This window comes from Turicibacter sp. H121, assembly GCF_001543345.1.
Taxonomy (GTDB): Bacteria; Bacillota_I; Bacilli_A; order MOL361; family Turicibacteraceae; genus Turicibacter; species Turicibacter bilis.
In genome coordinates this window covers 374,657-395,685 of record NZ_CP013476.1, presented here as the reverse complement: position 1 = coordinate 395,685, position 21,029 = coordinate 374,657, and the positions used below count along the sequence as shown (strand labels likewise).

The following is a 21,029-nucleotide window of genomic DNA, read 5'->3' as shown; positions in this document are numbered from 1 at the left end:
GTAACGCTGCAGGTAGAAAAAGAGGTGCAAAAATGAAAATAAGAAAAGTGTTAATCAGTCTAGTTACATGCTTTATCGTTAGTTGTTTTATTCATGTGACCATCGTTCGAGCCGATGACTTAGTGACGGATGGAAAAGCAGCCATTCTAATCGAAGCGGAAACCGGAGAAATTTTGTACGAAAAAAATTCACATGAACAACTTGCTCCAGCTAGTATGACGAAAATGATGTCAATGTACTTAATTCTTGAAGCAATTAATAATGGATCAATGCAATGGGATGAAGTGATTCGCGTAAGTGAACATGCAGCGAGTTTAGGTGGATCACAAATCTATTTAAAACCAGGTGAAGAAATGCCAGTACGCGATTTGTTTAAAAGTATTGCTATTGCTTCAGCTAATGATGCAGTGACTGCGCTAGCGGAACGTGTAGCGGGTACGGAAGAAGCCTTTGTAGAAAAAATGAATGCAAAGGCCAAAGAGTTAGGAATGAATGATACAGTCTTCAAAAATCCAACAGGATTAACAGAAGAAGGCCATTTGACAACTCCTTATGATATGTCGATTATTGGACGTCATTTAGTACAAGATTATCCTGAAATTATAGAATTCTCTGGACTTTATGAAGATTATATTCGTCAAGATACAGAGTCACCATTTTGGCTTGTTAATACGAATAAGCTTCTAAAATATGTAGATGGTGTAGATGGCCTAAAAACAGGATACACGCAAGAAGCAGGTTACTGTTTGACAGCGACAGCGAACCGTGGAGAGATGCGCGTTATTGCTGTTGTAATGGGAGCAAGTAAATCCGATATTCGTAATCAAGAGGTGACTCGCCTAATTGAGTATGCTTATGGACAATATGAACTTATACAAAAACTTGAAGGCCAAAAAGTTGTTTCAAATGGTTATAATATGCTAGCTAAAAATCGTAGTTTTGAAATTGTTACATCTGAACCAGTAACAGTGCTTAAAAAGAAAACGGATGCTGAACAAGAATCAAAATACGATGTAAGTTTAAATGAAGAAATTAAATTACCGATTCAACCGGGTGACCAAGTTGGAACATTAACTTACTACTACAATGGAAAAGCATACAAGGAAATTCCGCTAACCGTTAAAGAACCAGTAGAGAAAAATAGTTTTATTGGACTTTTAGGATATATAGTGTCACAAATTTTATTCGGGGAAAATGCATAACATGTTTTATGCATTTTCCTCTTTTTTTTTAATTTTAAGACAAATAGAGTGGTGATTTTAATCTTTCTTTATTTACGTATAAAAAAATAAAAACACTATAATTGTCGAAAATGACATATAAACTCAAACTTTCATTTAAAATGAAATCAATCTGACACGGGAAGGGGATTATTATGAGTATAACTGTCTCACTTTATGTTGAAAATCAAGTGTTATATGTGAATTTAAATGGAGAGTTAGATCATCATACATCTGATCAATTACGTAGCCGACTTAATACTGTGATGAGTGAATCACAGATTAAACATATCGTTTTTAACCTTAAACATTTGGACTTTATGGATAGTTCAGGAATTGGGATTATTTTAGGACGATATAATCAATTAAAAGCTGTCAATGGATCGGTCATGGTTATTGGTATGAAACCATTAGTCGCGAAAGTGTTTGAATTATCAGGACTTTCACAAATTATTAAAGTAATTAATGATGACTCGCATCTCGAGTCTGTAATTAGGGGGATTGCATAATATGAATAATGAAATGCATTTACAATTTCCTGCAAAAAGTATTAATGAAAGTTTTGCAAGACTTGTCATTATTGGCTTTATTGCACCGCTTGATCCAAATGCACAAGAATTAAATGAAATTAAAACGATTGTCTCAGAAGGCGTTACGAATGCCATTATTCATGGCTATGAAGATAATGAAAATGGAATCATTGATATGAAAGCAAGTCTTGAGGGACGACGCTTGCGTGTGACAATCCAAGATTTTGGAAAAGGGATTGAAAATATCGAATTAGCTAAACAGCCTCTTTATACAACGAAACAAGAAGAGGAACGTAGTGGACTTGGATTTATGATCATGGAGTCATTTAGTGATCAATTTGAAGTTAAATCAGTTCTAGGAATAGGAACAACCATTTCATTTGAAAAAGAATTTTTACCAGTAGATTCATCAACGAAGTAACATGACAAACATGATACTTAAATGACAAGGCATGAGGGATGGTTAGATGAATAAAAAAGAAATTCAAGAGCTGATTAAAAAGGCTCAAAGTGGTGATGAAGAAGCAAAGTTAATATTAGTTAAGAATCATATGGATTTAGTTTGGTCGGTTGTTCATAAATTTGGTCATTTAGAAGTTGAGAAAGATGATTTATTTCAAATTGGATGTATGGGCTTATTAAAGGCAATTATTCAGTTCGATGCTTCTTATGATACGACATTATCTACTTATGCGATTCCTCTAATTATTGGAGAAATTAAAGCCTTTATTCGTGAACAGAGTCCGATTAAGATTAGCCGTAGCATTAAAAGTAATATCCATAAAATTCAAGAAGTTAAAGATCAATTAAATAAGTCATTAGAACGAGAGCCTACGATTAAAGAACTCGCAGAAGCAACAGAATTAACAGAAGAGCAAATCATTTTGGCATTAAATGCTCCAATGAATGTGGCTTCTTTAGATAATTATGAAAAAGAAGATATGCCACTGATTGAGCGAATTCCAAATCATCAAGAAGGGATGCAACTTGAGCAAAAGATTGTGTTAAAGCAATTAGTCTCAAGTTTAGATCCAATCGAGAAAATGCTCATTTATTTACGCTTTGACTTAGGATATACGCAATCTGAAGTAGCAAAACGCTTAGAAATTAATCAAGTAGCTGTTTCTCGTTTGGAGAAGAAGATTCTAAAAGAATTAAAAGAAAAAATGACGATTTAAAAAGAGCGTGTCTCAAAATGACTGAAGTTTTATAGTCATAGAGCGATACGCTCTTTTTTTGTTTTTATTCGTATATACCTGTCATCAATGTTAATTTTAAGTCTATCTATTATTATCACGCATGACAAATAGAAGGTGTTTATGTTGCAAAAAATGAGTTTGTATGATTATTTTTTGATTGTCATCGAATGATAACAATCTTTTTTATTAGTTATTTATATGAAATGTTAGTTTATAAGGAAATTTGAGTGACTAGCTAATAATTTCTAGAAAAAAAGTCATATTAAAGTGTAGAGTTCATTTTTGAGGAGTGGTGACAAGACGTGAAAACGAAAAAATATGAAGAAGTCATAAAAAATCATGAAGTAAAACCCAATTATGTAAAAAACGCTGCTGTTTCATTTTTCTTTGGTGGCCTAATCTGCTTGGGTGGTCAATTACTGATCGAAATGTATATTCATTGGTTTGGGTTTGTTCGTGAGACCGCTAGTACACTTACGTTAGTAACTGTTATTTTGATTACAGCTATTTTAACCGGTTTAGGTGTTTATGATGAGTTTGGCCAAATTGCAAAAGCGGGAGCTTTCGTTCCAATCAGTGGATTTGCGAACTCATTAACTTCAGCGGCGTTAGAAAGTAGAAGTGAAGGAGTGGTCCTTGGAATTGCAACGAACCTCTTTAAGCTAGCAGGGGCTGTTATTGTGTTTGCTGTTGTTTCTGCTTATGTGTTTGGAATTATTCGCTATTGTTTAGTAGAGTTTAATATTTTCCCTCAACTTAAAGAGTTTGAGGAGATGATGAGGGTAGTGGGGTTTCTAATTATCCGATGATGATTAATCAATGAATTTCATAAGAAAAGGATGGTAGCGATGAAAGTTGGAAGTCAATCATGGAAATTTACTAATAACGTCTATTTACTCGAGACGGCAACGGCAGTTGGTCCATTAGAGTCACAGGGACCATTAAAAGATGATTTTGATATTTTATACGATGAACCTTACTGTGGTCAAAAATCATGGGAACAAGCGGAATCACAATTAATGAGAAGTGCTATTCAAAAAGTTATTAATAAAGCAAAAATTAAAGAAAGTGATATATCTGTTTCATTTGCTGGAGATCTTGTGAATCAAATTGTTCCAACACACTATGTCTTTAGAGAAACTAACATTCCTTTTTTTGGGATTTATGGAGCGTGTTCAACATCAATGGAGTCTTTATTATTAAGTTCCATTTTTGTTGATAGTGATAATGCTAAAATTGCATTAGCAGCAACAAGTAGCCATAATTCATCAGCAGAGCGTCAGTATCGTAATCCAACAGAATACGGTGGCCCTAAACCGGATACAGCTCAGTATACCGTAACTGGTTCAGGTGTTGCGTTAGTAAGTCATAAAAAAACTAAAATTCGTATTGAATCTGGAACTGTTGGAATTATCGTTGATGCTGCGCAAAATGACGCAAATGATATGGGATCAGCGATGGCGCCAGCCGCGGCTCAAACGATTAAACAACATTTCCAAGACTTAGGGCTTGATCCTTCATATTATGATCTTATTTTGACAGGTGATTTAGCAACGTGTGGAAGCCCAATTTTAATTGATATATTAAAAGGTGAAGGATACGATATTAGTCAACAACATAATGATTGCGGAAAGTTGATTTTCTCTGATGACCAACCGGTATTTGCTGGTGGTAGCGGTTGTGGCTGCTGTGCGGTTGTAACTTATGGGCATATTAAAAAATTATTAGAAGAGAAAAAACTAAAACGTGTATTAGTCGTTGCAACTGGTGCTTTATTAAATCCAATAATTTTACAGCAAAAAGAAACAATTCCATGTATTGCACATGCTGTTGCTTTATGTGCTGCAGATTAAGTAAAAGATTAAAGATAATTTTAATAAGAAAGAAGCGATTATAGAGATGATATTTATAAAAGCCTTTATTGTCGGTGGTATTATTTGTGCAATCGGACAATTGATATTAGATTATTTTAAGTTAACGCCGGCACATATTACTTGTGGATTTGTTGTTGTAGGAGCTGCACTTGATGTATTTGGATTATATGATAAATTAATTAAATTTGCTGGAGCTGGAGCTCAGCTTCCAATCATGAGTTTTGGACATTCAGTCATTCACGGTGCCATGGAAAAATCAGAACAGTTAGGTTTTATTGGAATCGGGATGGGAATGTTCGATTTAACAGCCGCCGGAATTACAGCCGCCATTTTATTTGCATTTATAGTTGCCTTGATTTTCAAACCAAAAGGATGAGAGATAAAGGACAGATTTATCAAGGGAAAGGTGGGATAATATGGCCTACGATCCATATGTACCAGTCGAGAAAAATATCGATGAGACTCAAAAGATATTAGAAGACAAGTTAGGCTTCGGAAAAAGTTTTGATGTTGGTCAGCGTGAGATTGTCGTAATGGAACGTCGCATTCAGCTGTATTATATAACAGGGTTAGTTGATTCAGAACTAGTTGTAGATTTAATGACGCAGTTATTGTTATTAAATAGTTTACCACATCCAAACGATGATGTTTTTCAAACGATTCATAATCGACTTGTTCACCAGCAAGTCACGGTTACAGATAAAGTCAATGATATTTGTACCTCTGTTTTAAGTGGATTAGTTGCGATTATAGTTGATAAAGAAACTCAAGCTTTTGTTGTCGATGTTCGTAGCTACCCAGGACGTGGTCCTTCAGAACCAGATACAGAAAAAACAGTTCGTGGATCAAGAGATGGTTATACAGAAAATATTATTGTCAATACGGCTCTGACGCGTCGCCGTATTCGAACAGGAAAACTTCGAAATATTATTTTGAAGGTTGGCGACCAATCGAAAACAGATGTGGTATTAATGTATATTGAAGGTATTGCAGATCAAGGTATGGTTGATGAGGTAAAGCATCGTATTGAGCAAGTTAAAGTCGATGGATTAACGATGACTGATAAAGAATTAGAAGAATTTATTACTGGTCAAGTCTATAATCCTTATCCTCTTGTACGATATACGGAGCGTCCAGATGTTGTAGCTGCTCATTTATATCAAGGAATGATTGCCATTATTGTTGATACGTCACCAAGTGTTATGATTGGACCCGTGACTTTGTTCGATCACTTAACAAGTGTGGAGGAGTATCGTCAAACTCCTGCTGTGGGAACCTTCTTACGCCTTATTCGTTATGCTGGGATTATTGTATCAGTCTTCCTAATGCCAACATGGCTATTATTCGTGCTTCATCCAGAATATTTACCTGATTTTCTGAATTTTATAGGACCACAAGAAGAAGGCAATATCCCAATTGTTCTTCAAGTTATATCAGGTGAAATTGGAATGGAGTTTTTACGTCTAGCCTCTATACATACGCCAACGGCTATTTCCTCAGCTCTTGGGATCGTATCTGCGATTTTAATTGGTCAAGTGGCTGTTGATGTAGGATTATTTGGACCAGAAATTTTATTCTATGTAGCTATTGGAGCTTTAGGTGCTTTTGTTACACCAAGTTATGAGCTAGGACTAGCTAATAAAATGTTTAAATTATTTATTATTGTCGGAACAGCACTTTTAGGATTATGGGGGTACATTGGAACGATTGTTGTTGGATTAATTTTCTTAGCAACAATGAAAAGTTTCGGTAAGCCATATTTATACCCACTGATTCCATTTAACTTTAAAGCTTTATTAAAAAGTGTCATTCGTTATCCAATTCCTTATCGATATAATACGCATAAAAGGCAAGAACAACAAAAATCACAACCTGAATAAAAGAGGAAAGTTCCTAATCACTCATGATTGTATGATAGTGAAGGAACTTTTTTTCAATTCTTTAGCTTATTGAGATAAATAGAGAAGTTAGGGATATCATGAACTAAACATCAATAAAAGGAAGTATGTTTTTTTCTTAGACTTATTGTACAAATGTTAAAAATTCGCTACAATTAAGAAATGTTATTAAGTAGGAAGTAGGTGGGTTATGAGTTATGAAGTACGAATTGATGCGTTTGAAGGGCCACTTGATTTACTTTTACACTTATTAAAAGAAGCCAAAGTAAATATTTATGATATTAAAATTGCCGAGATTACGCAGCAGTACTTAGATTATATTCATGCCATGGAAGATTTGAAGCTTGAGATTGCGTCAGAATATTTAGTAATGGCCGCAACTTTAATTGAGATAAAGAGTAAGAGCTTATTACCGAAACAGGTCGTTGAAATAGAAGATGAATATGAAGAGGATTCAAGAGAAGCTTTGATTCAACGATTAGTTGAATATCAACAGTATAAAGAAGTGACGAAAGAGTTACGAGAGTTAGAAGAAGAACGTGGACAGTTCTTTACGAAACCACCGATTGATTTTTCTGATTATATTGATCAAGAAGCTAAGCTTCCACAAAACCTTCAAGTAGAACAATTAATTTCAGCTTTTGAGAAATTACTACGTCGTCATAAATTAGCCAAACCATTGAAGACAAGAATTGTACCACAAAATATTTCCGTAGAAGAACGAATGCGATCATTAGGTCAACAGTTAAAATATAAGAAACGCGTTGCATTTATAAGTTTGTTTGATCGTTTTGATAAAGAATATATCGTTGTAACCTTTTTAGCACTACTTGAACTGGTAAAAGGAAATCAAATCAGTATTTCTCAACAAAATTATTATGAGGATATTTATATTTCTAGTTTAGAAGGTGATGAAATTGTTTAAACAAGAACGTTTAGGTATTTTAGAAGGGTTATTATTTGCTGTTGGTGATGAAGGGATTAGTACACAGCAATTAGAATACGTTTTAGAAGTAAATGAAGTTGAAATTAAATCATTATTGATTGAATTAAGAGAACGATATGCAAGTATTAGTAGTGGAATTGATATTATTGAAGTTGCAGGTGTCTATAAAATGACAACTAAAAAAGATCATGCAATTTATTTAAAACGTTTAATTCAAAACCCAAATCAACGTGGATTATCGAATGCGGCACTTGAGGTTCTAGCGATTATTGCCTATCGTCAACCAATTACCCGTCATGAAATTGAAAATATTCGTGGGGCAAGTAGTGATAATGTTCTAAGAAAGCTTTTAACGTTCTCTCTTATTGAAGAAGCGGGACGTTTGGAAGGACCAGGACGTCCTATTTTATTTAGAACGACGGACGATTTCTTAGATTACTTTGGTATTAAGACATTAGAGGAATTGCCAGAGTTACCATTTGTTACACCAGACTTTAATTTAGATGAAGAATCAGACTTATTTAGTTTCTCTGAGGAAGAGTAAATACTCATTATCATTTTGTACATACTAAAAAGGTATCCTATTTTAAGTACAGGAGGTTTTAGTATGCCAAAAGATCCGAAAAGTAAAAAAGTATCTAAAGCTAAAGCTGCTAAAAATACAGTAGATGTAGAAATTGCAGCTGAAGTGGTTGATGATTCAAAACCAAAACTTAAAAAAGGTAAAAAACCGAAAAAAACATATAATTAAGCATTGAGAGCTAAAGCTACCTTATCAATAGATGGGGTAGCTTTTTTTGTTAAAAGTCGTATACAAATCGTGTAGATGTTTAAAAATCTGTCATAACAGGTGCTTTTATTCACTGATATTTTACGGACATTCATCATACAGTTGTAATAGTTACAGGACTGAGGTGAGCAGAAAATGAAAAAAATTAAGATACTATTGACTATTGCGATATTCGTTGTCTTATTAGCGAACGATTCGAACGGGGTATCGGCAATGGAGATTAGTTCGCAATGTGGGATTCTGATGGAACAATCGACAGGGCGTGTGTTATATGAAAAGTGTCCAGATGATCAAATGTATATTGCAAGTATTACGAAAATCTTAACAACCATTGTTGCGATTGAAAATGCAAATCTGGATGAATGGGTAGAAATATCTGATAATGTCACACGCCAAGTGGGTTCAGCTTTGTATTTAACGTTAGGCGATCAAGTGAAACTAATTGATTTACTATATGGTCTCATGCTTCGATCTGGGAATGATGCCGCAATGGCAATTGCGGAATTTGTTGGGGGCGATGAAGCAAGTTTTGTTAAGATGATGAACGACAAGGCAAAAGAAATCGGAATGACAAATAGTGTATTCCAAAATCCTTCCGGGTTAGATGAGACCACTTATAATTTATCGACGGCTAGAGATATGGCACTTATCATGCAATATGCGATGAATAATCCAATTTTTAGAGAAATTACAAGAACAGAAACACATAAGGCAACCACTAAAAATGGGATGACTTATGTTTGGCACAATAAACATAAATTAGTAACTGGTTATTATGAGTATGCTATTGGGGGAAAAACAGGGTTTACAAAGCAAGCTAGACGAACGCTTGTGACATCTGCACGTAAAGATGATATGGAATTAGTTGTAGTAACATTAAAAGCAGGAGATGATTGGAACGATCATATGAATTTATTTAATTATGGATTTGATAATTATCAGATAAAGACCATTATTGAACCAGGGGAAATTCAAGTCTCGAATCAAACATTAAGTGATAAGTTATATGTTGAAAAAATGGTCAATGTGATTGTTAAAAAAGATGGAAGTGAAAAAGTGACAACTAATTTATCATTATATAAAAAAGCAAAGGACAATGAAGTTGGGGTACTGCAAGTTTTAATTAATGGAGAAATTCAACAAGAGATTCCTGTTTATAAGGCTATTACACCAAAAGTTGAAAGCCAATCTTGGTTTGATAAATTAATGAATTGGTTTACAGGGGCGGTGAGCTTCTAATGATACATAAAATATGGATGGGACTTTTTACAGTCGGTATTATCTATAGTTTTTTTTATGGAACAACAAGTGAAGTCAATAACGCGATTTTATCTGGAGCACAAGAAGCTATTAATTTAGTCATTTACCTAGCAGGGATTATGGTGTTTTGGACGGGCGTGTTACAAGTGGCTAATCATTCGAAGATGCTTGATGTCCTTTGCAAGGTATTGGCTCCAGTGACACGCTTTTTATATCCAAAACTTCGAGCGGATCATCCAGCTTTAAAATATTTAACGACAAATATGGTAAGTAATTTATTAGGATTAGGAAGTGCCGCCACGCCAACAGGTCTTAAAGCAATGAAAGAATTACAAGCGACCAATCCCGATCCAAGCAAACCTAGTTTTGAAATGTATACACTTCTTGTCATGAATACAGCAGGATTTACAATTATTCCAACTACTATCATTGGGGTGAGGCATATGTATCATTCAACTAATCCGAGTGAAGTGTTTTTACCTATTCTATTTGCTTCAGGAATCACGACGATTGGTGGGCTAATCATTCATAACATTTATAGTCGAATGAAACGAATTCCTTCGTCTGGTGATAAAACGATTGCTAAGCGCTATGAAAGAAGGTGATGCGGTGGGAACGATTAGTGTCTATGTTTTACCTGTATTTTTACTTTCTGTTTTCATGATGGCGTTTGTTAATAAAACAAATGCGTTTGATCACTTCGTTGAAGGGGCTAAAGAGGGGATGAGAACGACAGTATCTCTCGTTCCGAATATTGTTGGAATGATTGTAGCAATTAAAGTGTTTCTTGCCTCAGGGATTGTTGATGCCATTGCACAGTTTCTAAATCCTGTCTTAACAGCGATTCATGTGGATGCTCATGTGTTACCTCTTATGATTCTTAGGCCACTTTCAGGATCAGCTGCTTTAAGTGTAACAACGGATTTAATCTCTATTTATGGTCCAGATTCAACAGTTGGTCGTTTAGCTTCAATCATGCAAGGAAGTACAGATACAACGATTTATATTATTACGGTTTATTTCGCTGCAGTGGGACTAAGTGAAATGAAACATGCCCTTAAACTAGGGTTAACAGCTGATTTAATCGGATTTTTTGCTGCTATTTTAGCAGTCTCACTTTTCTTTTAAGAGTTAAATCACATATGAAATAACACCTCGATTGGATTAAACATTGATTTTTACTTATAATAAAGGTAAAATGATGGTTAAATACAAATTCTTGTCGAATTTAGTATCATCTCTGATTGGAGGATTTTTTACATGGAACGATTACAGAAAGTTATTGCCCATGCTGGAGTTGCATCACGTCGTAAGGCAGAGCAACTAATCTTAGAAGGAAAAGTAACTGTTAATGATAAAGTAGTTCGCGAATTAGGTGTTAAAGTAACTGGAAAGGAAAAAATCGAAGTAGAAGGCATCCCGCTACAACGTGAGAAAAAAGTTTACTATGTTTTACATAAACCACGTGGATTTGTAAGTACGGTATCAGATGAGAAGAATCGTCGTACGGTTGTAGACTTCTTCCAAGATAAAGTATCAGAACGTGTTTATCCGGTTGGTCGTTTAGATTACGATACAGCAGGTGTTTTATTAATGACTAATGATGGTGATTTTGCAAATAAAATGATGCATCCAAGTGGAGAAATCGATAAAGTTTATTTAGCACGTGTTAAAGGAATCGTGACACAAGAAAGTTTAAAGCCATTAGCTCGTGGAGTTAAAATTGATGGATATCAAACGAAACCAGCAACAGCTCAATTAGTGTCAGTGGATAAGAAAAATCAATCCTCATTAGTTCGATTAGTGATTCATGAAGGCCGCTACCATCAAGTTAAAAAGATGTTTGATGCAATTGGATTCCCTGTTAAGAAGCTACGTCGTGAGCAATTTGGAAACATTGATGTAGCTGGACTTGCGGCGGGAGAATTCCGTCCATTAACGCCACATGAAGTTAAAACATTAATTTCGATGGCAAATGATAAAAAAGAAAAACCGAAATTACGCTTTACAAAAATGCGTCAATTCTAAAAAAGAGCGATTAGTGATCACTAATCGCTCTTTTTTTGAATAAAACATAAAAAAATCCTACATAATAATGTGTGATTTGGTAATATTAGTTAAAAGGTGAGTCTTGAACTTTGATTGCTTCAGTTGGGCATCCTTCTGCAGCATCAATAACATCAGCTTCTAAGCTAGCTTCAATTGCAACAGTACCAGTGTTGTTATCTCCTGAAAATACGTTTTCTGCGTATCCTTCATCATCATATCCGAATACATCTGGAGCTACAGCACCACATGCACCACAAGCGATGCACTCATCTTTTGAAACAATTGTGAATTTAGCCATTGTTTTGTCCCCCTTCACAGGAATGATAGTTTGATATCGTATAATTCAGTTGAATTACATGACTTATTATAAACTAAAAAGACAAAAAAATTCAAATTTAATACTCTAAATAAAATAAAATTATGATATAATTACCTAGTCTTATTTGTTTTTTTTACAAAATAGTAAATAAATCGATATTAAATGTCGGTGCATGATATAAAAATTGTTTAGGAAAAAGGAGTGTGAGTGAGGTGGAACAAAAGGCGGATTATGCTGAATTACGAAGATTGTACTTTAGTCATCCTGAAAAAGATAAAACGCCATCTCATTCGATTGAATCTAACTTTGAATCAGAATTAGATGAACCACTTGAAACGCCTTCTTCTCGTCTACATGAGGTGATGACATCAACTCTAGATGCGAATGAGATGTTTTCATCGATTGGTCAAGATGAGGTAAATGAATTTACGACGCAATTAAGTCAACGTTCAAATGACATTATTCATGCGTTACACGATAAATATGGGGCCCGTACCTATTCAAAAATTACCCAAATGATTAAAAGTGAAGATTTCAGTGAATGGGAGCAATTAGAACAAGAATTACTTTCTGTTCAAGTGGAGTCATTAGTTGAGGAGTCAAGCGATGCTAAATTAGAACCGTCTGGTTTATCACTGTTTGAAGATTCATTTGAAGAATTAGCACTTGATGCGGACGCAGATTTGGATTATTTAGATGCCCTTGTTCAACATGATTACGGCCGTTTACGAAAGTTACAATCTGATAGTGAATGTATTAGCTCTATTTTTAGTGAAATTATTGAAAATGAGCAAAAATCAAGTTCTAATTATCAAGATGATGTTTTTAATAAAAATATTGAATTAATCTTTAATTCAGATGTTGATTTAGATGATTGTGAGTGGGAAGAATTTGAGCGACCGATGATTCAACCGTTAACAACAGATTTAAATGAAACCATTGATCAATTGAAACAAAATACTCAATCATTAGAGACGGAGAAAGTAGTAGCAGTTGAACATAAGCAAGCAAGTTTAGAAGTTTTTTATTCTGAACAAAAGAAAGAACAATTAGCAGTGGACGAAGCAACAATGATGGATGAAGTCGTTACTCAACCTATTAAATACAATAAAGTTAATGCATTAAATATGTATATTTTAATGACAGGAATAGTTGTTTTAGCCATTATAATCTATTTAGTGTTACAATCTAAATAAGTAATTTGATTAAACTAAACAGAATCGAATTTAATTCGATTTTTGTTTAGTTTATTTTTTGTAAATATTATGAATAATTGGGGTGAGAACCCTATTTTGTTGTTGTTTATAAATGAAATAATGTGATAAAATAATTACAGTCGAGGTGATAATATGGTTCGTTCTAAAGTAATTGCAATTGATGGACCAGCAGCAGCAGGAAAAAGCACAATTGCTCAAAAAGTAGCTCAAATGTTAGGGTATGTATACATTGATACAGGTGCGATGTATCGTGCAGTAACGCTAAAAGCATTAAATCAAAATATTGATGTCGAAGATGAAGAAACAATTGCAAAAATGCTTCAAGATACAAGTATTCGTTTAACGAATGATAAAAAAGTATTCTTAGATGGAGAAGATGTGACGGATGCAATTCGACAACCGATTGTATCACAAAATGTTTCAGCCGTTTCAGCTCATAAATTTGTTCGTGATGAATTAAAACGTCGTCAAATTGAGTATGCTAAAACAGATAATGTGGTCATGGATGGACGCGATATTGGGACAAACGTATTACCAGATGCAGATTATAAAATCTTTATGACTGCTTCTGTGGAAGTTCGTGCACAACGTCGTTATGATGAAAATTTAAGACGTAACATTCCATGCGATTTAGAAACTTTAAAACAAGAAATTCAAACGCGTGATGAATTAGATTCAACACGTAAACATTCACCATTAATTAAGGCTGAAGATGCGATAGTCGTAGATACTTCAGATTTAACAATTGATGAAGTGATCGATGCAATTATAAATATTGTAAAAGGTGGGGAAAAGTAATGAAACAATTCGATGGTTTCAACCATGAAGAAATGACAATGGGTGACGTATTAGCAATGGAAAACTTTGATTTACCATCAGTAAATGATGTGATCGAAGGTGAAGTTGTTCGTGTAACAAATCAAGAAGTAACTGTTGATATCCATGGGGCAACCGAAGGAACAATTTATTTAAGTGAATTAACATTAGATAAAGTTGATTCAGCTAAAGAAGTTATTAAAGTTGGAGATAAAATCAAAGCGATGATTAAAAAAGTAGACGATGAGCAAATCTTATTATCTCGCCGTGCTTTACTTGAGTATCAACGTTTCCAAGACTTAAAAGTAGCGTTTGAAAAAGGGGAAACATTAGAAGCAAAAGTTGAACGCACTGTAAAAGGTGGATTAATTGTAAACATCGGAATGGAAGCTTTTTTACCAGCCAATATGATTGACGTTGTGTATGTTTCTGATTTAGAACAATATGTAGGACAAACCGTTTCAGTACGTATTGTTGAGTTCAATGCTCGTAATAAAAAAATTAAAGTATCTCGCAAAATCGTTGTGGCTGAGCAATTAAAAGCACAACGAGAAGACCAATTCTCAACATTAACAGTTGGAGAAGTGGTTGAAGGGACAGTTGTCCGTATTGAAAAATACGGGGCATTCGTTCGCTTTGGGGCTTTAGAAGGATTAGTACATATTTCTGAGATTTCTCACTTACCAGTAGAAAAAGTTGAAGATGTGTTAGCTGTAAATCAAGCAGTGACAGCTAAGGTGATTAAAATTGAAGGAACAAAACTTCAATTATCAATCAAAGCTATTTTACCAACTCCATTTGAACAATTCGTTTCAGCCCATCAGGTAGGGGATATTGTTGAAGGTGAAGTTGTTCGTTTAATGGATTTTGGAGCATTTGTTGAGGTAGCACCAGGCGTAGAAGGATTAGTTCACCTTTCTGAATTATCTTGGGATCATAAAGTGAAGCTTGAAGATATTGTATCTGAAGGAAAACGTGTATCTGTACGTGTTCTTTCAATTGATAGCCAAAATCAGCGTTTAGCTTTATCAATCAAAAAAGTTGAACAAGATCCATGGGTAGCCTTCGGACATAACGTTGGAGATGTAATTAAAGGTCAAGTGACGAATATCACGGACTTAGGGGCATTTATTAAAGTTGCTCCATATATTGAAGGTTTATGTCATTATACAGAAACTTCATGGAATCCTAATGTGAAATTAGCGTCATTAGTTGCTGTTGGGGATGAAGTTGAAGTGAAAATTATTTCATTAGATGCTAAAAAACATCGCTTAGGATTATCTTTACGTCAAGTAAAATCAAATCCTTGGACAGAAGTAACATTTAAATCTGGAGATGTGATCACTGGGAAAGTAGAATCAGCGAATGATCGTGGTGCTTTCGTGGCAGTTGCTGAAGATGTCGTTGGCTTCTTACCAATGAATCAAATCACTGAAAAACGTATCTCTCGTGTAGAAGATGCGTTATCAATTGGACAAGATGTTGACGTAAAAGTAGTTCGTTTTGAACCAAATAATTTTAAACTAGAATTAAGTATTCGTCGTATTAAAGAAGATGCAGAGCGCGAAGAATTCAATAAATATATGCAACAACAAGAAACAGTAGAAAATGAAACATTAGGGGATTTATTTGGGGACGCTTTAAAAAACTTACTATAATAAATTCCAAGTTTCAGTTATAAAAAGGGGGAATTTCCCCCTTTTTATATTCATGATTGAAAATTTGACTAATGCCGTCAAAAACTACTATAATATTAACGATTTATTTTTTGTGTAAAGATGAAAGAAGGTGGCAACATGGTATTACCTGTAGTAGCAATCGTAGGACGTCCGAACGTTGGAAAGTCTACAATTTTTAATCGTATAGTAGGATCACGTGTGTCAATCGTAGAAGATGAGCCAGGGATTACTCGTGACCGTATTTACAGTAGTGGAGAATGGTTAACACGTAAATTCAATGTTATTGATACGGGTGGTATTGAAATTGGTGATGAACCATTTATGAAACAAATTAAGCATCAAGCGGAAATCGCAATGGATGAAGCCGATGTTATCGTATTTGTTACAAATGCTCGTGATGGAATCACACAAGCGGATCAAGAAGTGGCAAATATGTTATATAAGACAAATAAACCAGTCGTTTTAGTTGTTAATAAAGTGGATGACGTAAACTTTAAGGAGCAAATTTATGAATTCTATTCATTAGGTTTAGGTGATCCAATTGCAACATCAGCTGTTCATGGGATTGGATTCGGGGACATGTTAGATCAAATTGTGTTAAACATGCCTGAGAAAAAAGGAATGGAATATGATGAAGATGTCACAAAATTCTGTTTAATCGGACGTCCAAACGTTGGGAAATCTTCGTTAACAAATGCGCTTCTTGGTGAAGAACGTGTTATTGTTAGTGATATTGCTGGAACAACACGTGATGCAATCGATACAGAGTTCACTAAAGATGGACAAAAATATGTAGTTATCGATACTGCTGGTATGCGTAAGCGTGGTAAAGTATATGAAACAACTGAAAAATATAGTGTTCTTCGCGCTTTAAGTGCTATTGATCGAAGTGATGTTTGTTTAATTGTAATTGATGCCTCTAAAGGGTTAATCGAGCAAGACAAGCGTGTGGCAGGATATGCACATGAAGCTGGAAAAGCAGTTGTGATTGTAGTAAATAAATGGGATGCAATTGAGAAAACTGATAAAACGATGAAAGAATGGGAAGATTTAATTCGTACTGACATGGCGTTCTTAGACTATGCCCCAATTGTCTTCTTATCTGCTTTAACAAAACGTCGTTTACATACTTTATTTGAACCATTAAATTTAGCGGCTGAAAACCATAAGAAACGTGTCGTAACACATGTCTTAAATGATGTCATTATGGATGCAGTGGCAATGAATCCAACGCCAACTCATAATGGACAACGTTTACGTGTTTACTATGCGACACAAGTTTCAACACAACCACCAACATTTGTTATTTTCGTAAATGATCCTGAATTATTACACTTCTCATATAAACGTTATTTAGAGAACTGCTTACGTCAGGCATTTGGATTCGAAGGTACACCAATTCATATCATTGCAAGAAATCGTGATTAGTGATAGGTTAATGAGGAGGATTTATAATGGCTAAGAATGTAACAGTAGTGGGTGCTGGGAGTTGGGGAACAGCATTAGCACAAGTTTTATGTGATAATCAAAATAATGTAAAATTATATGACTTAAATCAAGAAATTGTGGATGATATTAATCAAAATCATCGTAATTCACGTTTCTTTGCAGATGTTCAGTTACCAGTTGGACTAGTTGCAACAACAAATTTAACAGAAGCATTAAAAGATGCACAAATAATTTTACTTTCTGTTCCAACGAAAGTGATTCGTGATGTCTTAAAAACGATTAATGAGCATTTAGATCACGCTGTCATGATTATTAATGCAAGTAAAGGGATTGAACCTGGAACGCATAAGCGTGTATCTGAAATTGTAGCTGAAGAAATTGATCAAACTTACTTAGAGGCGTTTGTTGCCTTATCGGGACCTTCTCATGCTGAAGAAGTGATTGAGCGTGCGCTGACAACCGTGACTTGTGCGGCAACAGTAGCAGATAAAGCAAATGAAATTCAAAAAATGTTTAATAATGAATATTTCCGTGTTTATCGTGTCGATGATTTAATCGGTGTTGAAATTGGTGGGTCAATTAAAAATGTGATTGCACTTGCTGCTGGAATCATTGCGGGACTTGGATATGGAGATAATCCGAAAGCCGCTTTAATCACACGTGGCTTAGTTGAGATTAAACGTCTTGGAGCAGCTGTTGGAGCAAAAGAAGAAACATTCAGTGGTTTAAGTGGTTTAGGAGACTTAATCGTAACATGTACGTCTGTTCATAGCCGAAACTGGCAGGCTGGATATAAAATCGGAAGTGGTTCAAATCTTCAAGAGGCGATTGATAGTATGACGATGGTCGTTGAAGGAGTACGAACTTGTCAAGCGACATATGAAATGGCACAAGCTTTACAGATTGAAATGCCAATTGTTGAAACAGTTTATGAGGTTATTTTCAATAAATTAGATCCACGTGTTGCAATTGCTCAATTAATGACTCGTGAGATGAAACCTGAGTTTTATTAATGATAAAAAACTTTTAGGCTTGGACAAAAAATATAAATTATTTGCCTAATAGGTACAAATTACCTCCTGGTGTCATATGTTATATTGAACATGAGACATGAGGAGGTTTTAATTATGTTTGATAATCTTTTTGGACGATTTGGGAAAGATGTAAATGTGAATCAAGCGGATCTTTTTAATATTGCCGACCAAGCTTCTACAATGGATTTGAAAAATGAAGAGCAAGTTCGTGCTTTGATTCAAAGTGTTGGGGCAATGGTAGGACGTAAAGTAGATAAATCAGTTGAAGATCAATTAACAAAAATGATTATTAATGGGGAAGTTCCAACTGATATGAATGAATTATTAAAAATGATGATGTAACCATCATCAATGGTTTTAATTAAGATGGTATTGATTGAGAAAAGAACTTAGCTACGCTAAGTCCTTTTTTTGTTTGAATAAAGTAAAAGATAATCAAGAATATAAAATTCATTAAAAGTTATCATATCTGACACACAGTGATGCATATAATTCGAAGAAAACGCAGGCCTGCAGCCTAATTCACAATCAAATTAGGTTAGAGTGAATCATAAAAATTCATTCAATCGCAGTACAGTAGAAAAGTTTTTAAAAGTTTTATTTAAATTCTCTCATAAAGTAGAGGATAAGCATCATACATTGATATTGACAAATATAAGTGAAAATGGAGGTTTACGATATGGAAACTAATGAACTGATGAGAGACGTCTTTGCCCGCACTAATGGAGAATTCTATTTAGGTGTAGTAGGAGCAGTTCGTACGGGAAAATCTACGTTCATCAAAAAATTCATGGAAACACTTGTTATTCCATTAGTTGAAGATGAAAACGTAAAAAAACGTATGATTGATGAATTACCTCAAAGTGCGAATGGAAAAACAATTATGACAACGGAACCAAAATTCGTTCCAGCACAAGCCGTAAATGTAACGGTTGAAGGAGAAGTATCAGCAAATATTCGCTTAATTGACTGTGTGGGATACGTGATTCCGAGTGCGGTTGGTTATGAAACAGAAGAAGGACCACGCATGGTTAATACACCATGGTATGAAGAACCAATTCCATTTGTTGAAGCCGCAGCAATTGGAACACAAAAAGTGATTGAAGATCACTCACATATTGGAATTGTAATGACAACTGATGGATCGATTGGAAACTTTGATCGTGAGGATTACTTAGAAGCTGAGCAATTAGTTATCGAGCAATTAAAAGCGATTAATAAACCATTTATCGTCATCTTGAATACGACGCATCCAAAAACAGAAGATGTGGCGGAGTTACGTGGACAATTACAAGATGAATATGGGGTTCCAGTTATTCCATTAAGTGTTGAAAATATGACGAAAAAAGATATCTATAGTGTGTTAACTGAAGCATTATATGAATTCCCAGTTTCAGAATTAGATATCAAATTGCCAAGTTGGGTGGATGCTTTAAGTGATGACAACTGGTTAAAAGCTCGTTTCTTAAAATTAATTAATCAAAGTACAAATGAGTTTTATAAGCTTCGTGATATCAACTACTTAGCTGAAGAGTTAAAAGCAGAAGATATCGTTGAAGATTGCTATATTAGTGCCCTTGATGCTGGGGTGGGGTTAGCTGAATTAGAAATTAAAGTTCCTAATCAGTTATACGATCAAATCTTAACTGAATTAGTTGGACCAATTAAAGATAAAGCAGATTTAATGTATTTATTACAAGATTATGCAAATATTAAAAAAGAATACGAACCAATCGCGGGTGCTTTACAAATGGTAAAACAACTTGGATATGGGATTGCCACACCAGCTATTGAAGATATGACTTTAAGTGAGCCAACAGTCGTTAAACAAGGGGCTCGCTATGGCGTACGCTTAAAAGCGATTGCACCATCTATTCATATGATTCGTGTTGATGTTGAATCTGTTTTTGAACCAATTATTGGAACTGAACAACAAAGTAAAGATTTAATCGACTACATCTTAAAAGATGCGGATGAAAATCCATTATCAATTTGGTCAACTGAAGTCTTTGGACGTTGCTTAAGTGACATCGTTCGTGATGGAATTTCTGCTAAACTATATGCAATGCCAGAAAATGCTCGCATGAAACTTCAAGAAACATTAATTAAAATTGTCAACCAAGGTAATGGCGGATTAATTGCGATCATGCTATAATGTATGCGAAAATTCTCTCATCAGCCTGTTGATGAGAGAATTTTTATTATTATTTTGAAAAATTTTGCTTAGTTGTTTAAAGCTTACGGAATTATTACATAATAGGATAAAATAGTGTTATATCAACAAAATATGCAAATAAATGTTTGCAACCCTATAGGGGGTGTGGTAAACTTTTACTTGCAATGAAACATCTTAGGAGGTATTTAAAACTTATGAACCGTTCTCAATTAGTAGATAAAATCGCTGAAAAAGCTGAGTTAACAAAAAAAGATGCAGATAAATTTTTAAGTGCTTATATCGAAACAGTAACTGAAGCGTTACAACAAGATGACAAAGTAGCTTTAGTAGGATTCGGTACATTCGAAGTTCGCGAACGTGCTGCACGTCAAGGACGTAACTTACATACTGGAGAAACTATTGAAATCGAAGCTAGCAAATACCCAGCTTTCAAAGCTGGAAAAGCTTTAAAAGACGCTTTAAAATAATTGATAGATGATTGACAAGACAACTTCTGATGAGTTGTCTTTTTTTTCATTTTTTTAGCACCTTTAGAACATGGTATAATAACAATAGATTTCATCGTTTAGCATA

Annotated in this window: 24 protein-coding genes; 23 read left to right on the top strand and 1 reads right to left on the bottom strand. The window is 34.5% G+C overall.

All coding sequences use genetic code 11. The features are described 5' to 3' along the window. Nucleotides 1–32 precede the first annotated feature (32 nt). The 15 genes from AT726_RS01745 (at nt 33) to AT726_RS01680 (ending at nt 11,745) form a co-directional block, all read left to right on the top strand. Nucleotides 33–1,202: a D-alanyl-D-alanine carboxypeptidase family protein gene (locus tag AT726_RS01745; RefSeq protein ID WP_068758898.1), complete on the top strand. Its 1,170-nt coding sequence runs from the start codon at nt 33–35 to the stop codon at nt 1,200–1,202. Nucleotides 1,203–1,375: 173 nt separating this feature from the next. Next, nucleotides 1,376–1,729, top strand: a complete 354-nt coding sequence (gene spoIIAA, locus AT726_RS01740) for an anti-sigma F factor antagonist (protein WP_055242024.1) — start codon at nt 1,376–1,378, stop codon at nt 1,727–1,729. 1 nt (nt 1,730) lies between these two features. After that, nucleotides 1,731–2,171, top strand: a complete 441-nt coding sequence (spoIIAB, locus tag AT726_RS01735; RefSeq protein WP_055242025.1) for an anti-sigma F factor — start codon at nt 1,731–1,733, stop codon at nt 2,169–2,171. Nucleotides 2,172–2,217: 46 nt separating this feature from the next. After that, complete coding sequence (locus AT726_RS01730) at nt 2,218–2,928, top strand: sigma-70 family RNA polymerase sigma factor (RefSeq protein WP_055274773.1); 711 nt, start codon at nt 2,218–2,220, stop codon at nt 2,926–2,928. Nucleotides 2,929–3,251: 323 nt separating this feature from the next. Continuing rightward, complete coding sequence (gene spoVAC, locus AT726_RS01725) at nt 3,252–3,758, top strand: stage V sporulation protein AC (RefSeq protein ID WP_068758897.1); 507 nt, start codon at nt 3,252–3,254, stop codon at nt 3,756–3,758. A 39-nt stretch (nt 3,759–3,797) separates the two neighbouring features. Further along, nucleotides 3,798–4,802, top strand: a complete 1,005-nt coding sequence (gene spoVAD / locus AT726_RS01720; protein ID WP_068758896.1) for a stage V sporulation protein AD — start codon at nt 3,798–3,800, stop codon at nt 4,800–4,802. Between the two features lie 46 nt (nt 4,803–4,848). Beyond that, a complete protein-coding gene (gene spoVAE, locus AT726_RS01715) occupies nt 4,849–5,199 on the top strand; it encodes a stage V sporulation protein AE (protein WP_055274776.1) in 351 nt (116 codons plus the stop codon). A gap of 40 nt (nt 5,200–5,239) precedes the next feature. Beyond that, on the top strand, nt 5,240–6,703 hold the full coding sequence (locus AT726_RS01710) for a spore germination protein (protein ID WP_068758895.1): 1,464 nt from the start codon (nt 5,240–5,242) through the stop codon (nt 6,701–6,703). 208 nt (nt 6,704–6,911) lie between these two features. Next, entirely contained in the window at nt 6,912–7,646 is a 735-nt protein-coding gene (locus tag AT726_RS01705) for a segregation/condensation protein A (RefSeq protein ID WP_055242037.1), read from the top strand. Further along, the gene (gene scpB, locus AT726_RS01700; RefSeq protein ID WP_082411166.1) at nt 7,639–8,211 is read left to right on the top strand and encodes an SMC-Scp complex subunit ScpB; all 573 of its coding nucleotides are present in this window, start codon (nt 7,639–7,641) and stop codon (nt 8,209–8,211) included. Before AT726_RS01705 ends, scpB begins: the two co-directional genes overlap by 8 nt. Before the next feature lie 63 nt (nt 8,212–8,274). Continuing rightward, the gene (locus tag AT726_RS12805; protein ID WP_156344111.1) at nt 8,275–8,418 is read left to right on the top strand and encodes a hypothetical protein; all 144 of its coding nucleotides are present in this window, start codon (nt 8,275–8,277) and stop codon (nt 8,416–8,418) included. A 174-nt stretch (nt 8,419–8,592) separates the two neighbouring features. Further along, nucleotides 8,593–9,696, top strand: coding sequence for a D-alanyl-D-alanine carboxypeptidase family protein (locus AT726_RS01695; protein WP_055242040.1), 1,104 nt, complete (start codon nt 8,593–8,595; stop codon nt 9,694–9,696). Continuing rightward, nucleotides 9,696–10,322, top strand: a complete 627-nt coding sequence (locus AT726_RS01690; RefSeq protein ID WP_055274782.1) for a nucleoside recognition domain-containing protein — start codon at nt 9,696–9,698, stop codon at nt 10,320–10,322. Before AT726_RS01695 ends, AT726_RS01690 begins: the two co-directional genes overlap by 1 nt. Continuing rightward, a complete protein-coding gene (locus AT726_RS01685) occupies nt 10,309–10,845 on the top strand; it encodes a spore maturation protein (RefSeq protein WP_068758894.1) in 537 nt (178 codons plus the stop codon). Before AT726_RS01690 ends, AT726_RS01685 begins: the two co-directional genes overlap by 14 nt. A gap of 132 nt (nt 10,846–10,977) precedes the next feature. Further along, a complete protein-coding gene (locus AT726_RS01680) occupies nt 10,978–11,745 on the top strand; it encodes a pseudouridine synthase (RefSeq protein ID WP_055305516.1) in 768 nt (255 codons plus the stop codon). A gap of 85 nt (nt 11,746–11,830) precedes the next feature. Here AT726_RS01680 and AT726_RS01675 read toward each other — a convergent pair whose 3' ends face one another. After that, nucleotides 11,831–12,064, bottom strand: coding sequence for a ferredoxin (locus AT726_RS01675; protein WP_055242048.1), 234 nt, complete (start codon nt 12,062–12,064; stop codon nt 11,831–11,833). Nucleotides 12,065–12,297: 233 nt separating this feature from the next. Here AT726_RS01675 and AT726_RS01670 point away from each other — a divergent pair, with 233 nt between their 5' ends. The 8 genes from AT726_RS01670 (at nt 12,298) to AT726_RS01635 (ending at nt 20,923) form a co-directional block, all read left to right on the top strand. After that, a complete protein-coding gene (locus AT726_RS01670; protein ID WP_055274788.1) occupies nt 12,298–13,281 on the top strand; it encodes a hypothetical protein in 984 nt (327 codons plus the stop codon). 153 nt (nt 13,282–13,434) lie between these two features. Further along, entirely contained in the window at nt 13,435–14,100 is a 666-nt protein-coding gene (gene cmk / locus AT726_RS01665) for a (d)CMP kinase (protein ID WP_055242051.1), read from the top strand. Next, a complete protein-coding gene (locus AT726_RS01660; protein ID WP_055274790.1) occupies nt 14,100–15,776 on the top strand; it encodes a S1 RNA-binding domain-containing protein in 1,677 nt (558 codons plus the stop codon). Before cmk ends, AT726_RS01660 begins: the two co-directional genes overlap by 1 nt. Before the next feature lie 138 nt (nt 15,777–15,914). Then, nucleotides 15,915–17,225: a ribosome biogenesis GTPase Der gene (der, locus tag AT726_RS01655; protein ID WP_055274792.1), complete on the top strand. Its 1,311-nt coding sequence runs from the start codon at nt 15,915–15,917 to the stop codon at nt 17,223–17,225. Between the two features lie 26 nt (nt 17,226–17,251). Further along, a complete protein-coding gene (locus AT726_RS01650; protein WP_068758893.1) occupies nt 17,252–18,259 on the top strand; it encodes an NAD(P)H-dependent glycerol-3-phosphate dehydrogenase in 1,008 nt (335 codons plus the stop codon). Nucleotides 18,260–18,373: 114 nt separating this feature from the next. After that, nucleotides 18,374–18,622 carry a stage VI sporulation protein F gene (locus AT726_RS01645; RefSeq protein ID WP_055242059.1) on the top strand — a complete coding sequence of 83 codons (249 nt, stop codon included), beginning with the start codon at nt 18,374–18,376 and terminating at the stop codon, nt 18,620–18,622. A 337-nt stretch (nt 18,623–18,959) separates the two neighbouring features. Then, on the top strand, nt 18,960–20,435 hold the full coding sequence (gene spoIVA, locus AT726_RS01640; RefSeq protein ID WP_055305520.1) for a stage IV sporulation protein A: 1,476 nt from the start codon (nt 18,960–18,962) through the stop codon (nt 20,433–20,435). Between the two features lie 215 nt (nt 20,436–20,650). Beyond that, on the top strand, nt 20,651–20,923 hold the full coding sequence (locus AT726_RS01635) for an HU family DNA-binding protein (protein WP_055242063.1): 273 nt from the start codon (nt 20,651–20,653) through the stop codon (nt 20,921–20,923). Nucleotides 20,924–21,029: the final 106 nt, after the last annotated feature.

What these genes read in the sequence shown, in the direction of transcription:
- AT726_RS01745 (WP_068758898.1), top strand. Translation starts at nt 33, where the DNA reads ATGAAAATAAGAAAAGTGTTAATCAGTCTAGTTACATGCTTTATCGTT.
- spoIIAA (WP_055242024.1), top strand. Translation starts at nt 1,376, where the DNA reads ATGAGTATAACTGTCTCACTTTATGTTGAAAATCAAGTGTTATATGTG.
- spoIIAB (WP_055242025.1), top strand. Translation starts at nt 1,731, where the DNA reads ATGAATAATGAAATGCATTTACAATTTCCTGCAAAAAGTATTAATGAA.
- AT726_RS01730 (WP_055274773.1), top strand. Translation starts at nt 2,218, where the DNA reads ATGAATAAAAAAGAAATTCAAGAGCTGATTAAAAAGGCTCAAAGTGGT.
- spoVAD (WP_068758896.1), top strand. Translation starts at nt 3,798, where the DNA reads ATGAAAGTTGGAAGTCAATCATGGAAATTTACTAATAACGTCTATTTA.
- spoVAE (WP_055274776.1), top strand. Translation starts at nt 4,849, where the DNA reads ATGATATTTATAAAAGCCTTTATTGTCGGTGGTATTATTTGTGCAATC.
- AT726_RS01710 (WP_068758895.1), top strand. Translation starts at nt 5,240, where the DNA reads ATGGCCTACGATCCATATGTACCAGTCGAGAAAAATATCGATGAGACT.
- AT726_RS01705 (WP_055242037.1), top strand. Translation starts at nt 6,912, where the DNA reads ATGAGTTATGAAGTACGAATTGATGCGTTTGAAGGGCCACTTGATTTA.
- AT726_RS12805 (WP_156344111.1), top strand. Translation starts at nt 8,275, where the DNA reads ATGCCAAAAGATCCGAAAAGTAAAAAAGTATCTAAAGCTAAAGCTGCT.
- AT726_RS01695 (WP_055242040.1), top strand. Translation starts at nt 8,593, where the DNA reads ATGAAAAAAATTAAGATACTATTGACTATTGCGATATTCGTTGTCTTA.
- AT726_RS01690 (WP_055274782.1), top strand. Translation starts at nt 9,696, where the DNA reads ATGATACATAAAATATGGATGGGACTTTTTACAGTCGGTATTATCTAT.
- AT726_RS01685 (WP_068758894.1), top strand. Translation starts at nt 10,309, where the DNA reads ATGAAAGAAGGTGATGCGGTGGGAACGATTAGTGTCTATGTTTTACCT.
- AT726_RS01680 (WP_055305516.1), top strand. Translation starts at nt 10,978, where the DNA reads ATGGAACGATTACAGAAAGTTATTGCCCATGCTGGAGTTGCATCACGT.
- AT726_RS01675 (WP_055242048.1), bottom strand. Translation starts at nt 12,064, where the DNA reads ATGGCTAAATTCACAATTGTTTCAAAAGATGAGTGCATCGCTTGTGGT.
- cmk (WP_055242051.1), top strand. Translation starts at nt 13,435, where the DNA reads ATGGTTCGTTCTAAAGTAATTGCAATTGATGGACCAGCAGCAGCAGGA.
- AT726_RS01660 (WP_055274790.1), top strand. Translation starts at nt 14,100, where the DNA reads ATGAAACAATTCGATGGTTTCAACCATGAAGAAATGACAATGGGTGAC.
- der (WP_055274792.1), top strand. Translation starts at nt 15,915, where the DNA reads ATGGTATTACCTGTAGTAGCAATCGTAGGACGTCCGAACGTTGGAAAG.
- AT726_RS01650 (WP_068758893.1), top strand. Translation starts at nt 17,252, where the DNA reads ATGGCTAAGAATGTAACAGTAGTGGGTGCTGGGAGTTGGGGAACAGCA.
- AT726_RS01645 (WP_055242059.1), top strand. Translation starts at nt 18,374, where the DNA reads ATGTTTGATAATCTTTTTGGACGATTTGGGAAAGATGTAAATGTGAAT.
- spoIVA (WP_055305520.1), top strand. Translation starts at nt 18,960, where the DNA reads ATGGAAACTAATGAACTGATGAGAGACGTCTTTGCCCGCACTAATGGA.
- AT726_RS01635 (WP_055242063.1), top strand. Translation starts at nt 20,651, where the DNA reads ATGAACCGTTCTCAATTAGTAGATAAAATCGCTGAAAAAGCTGAGTTA.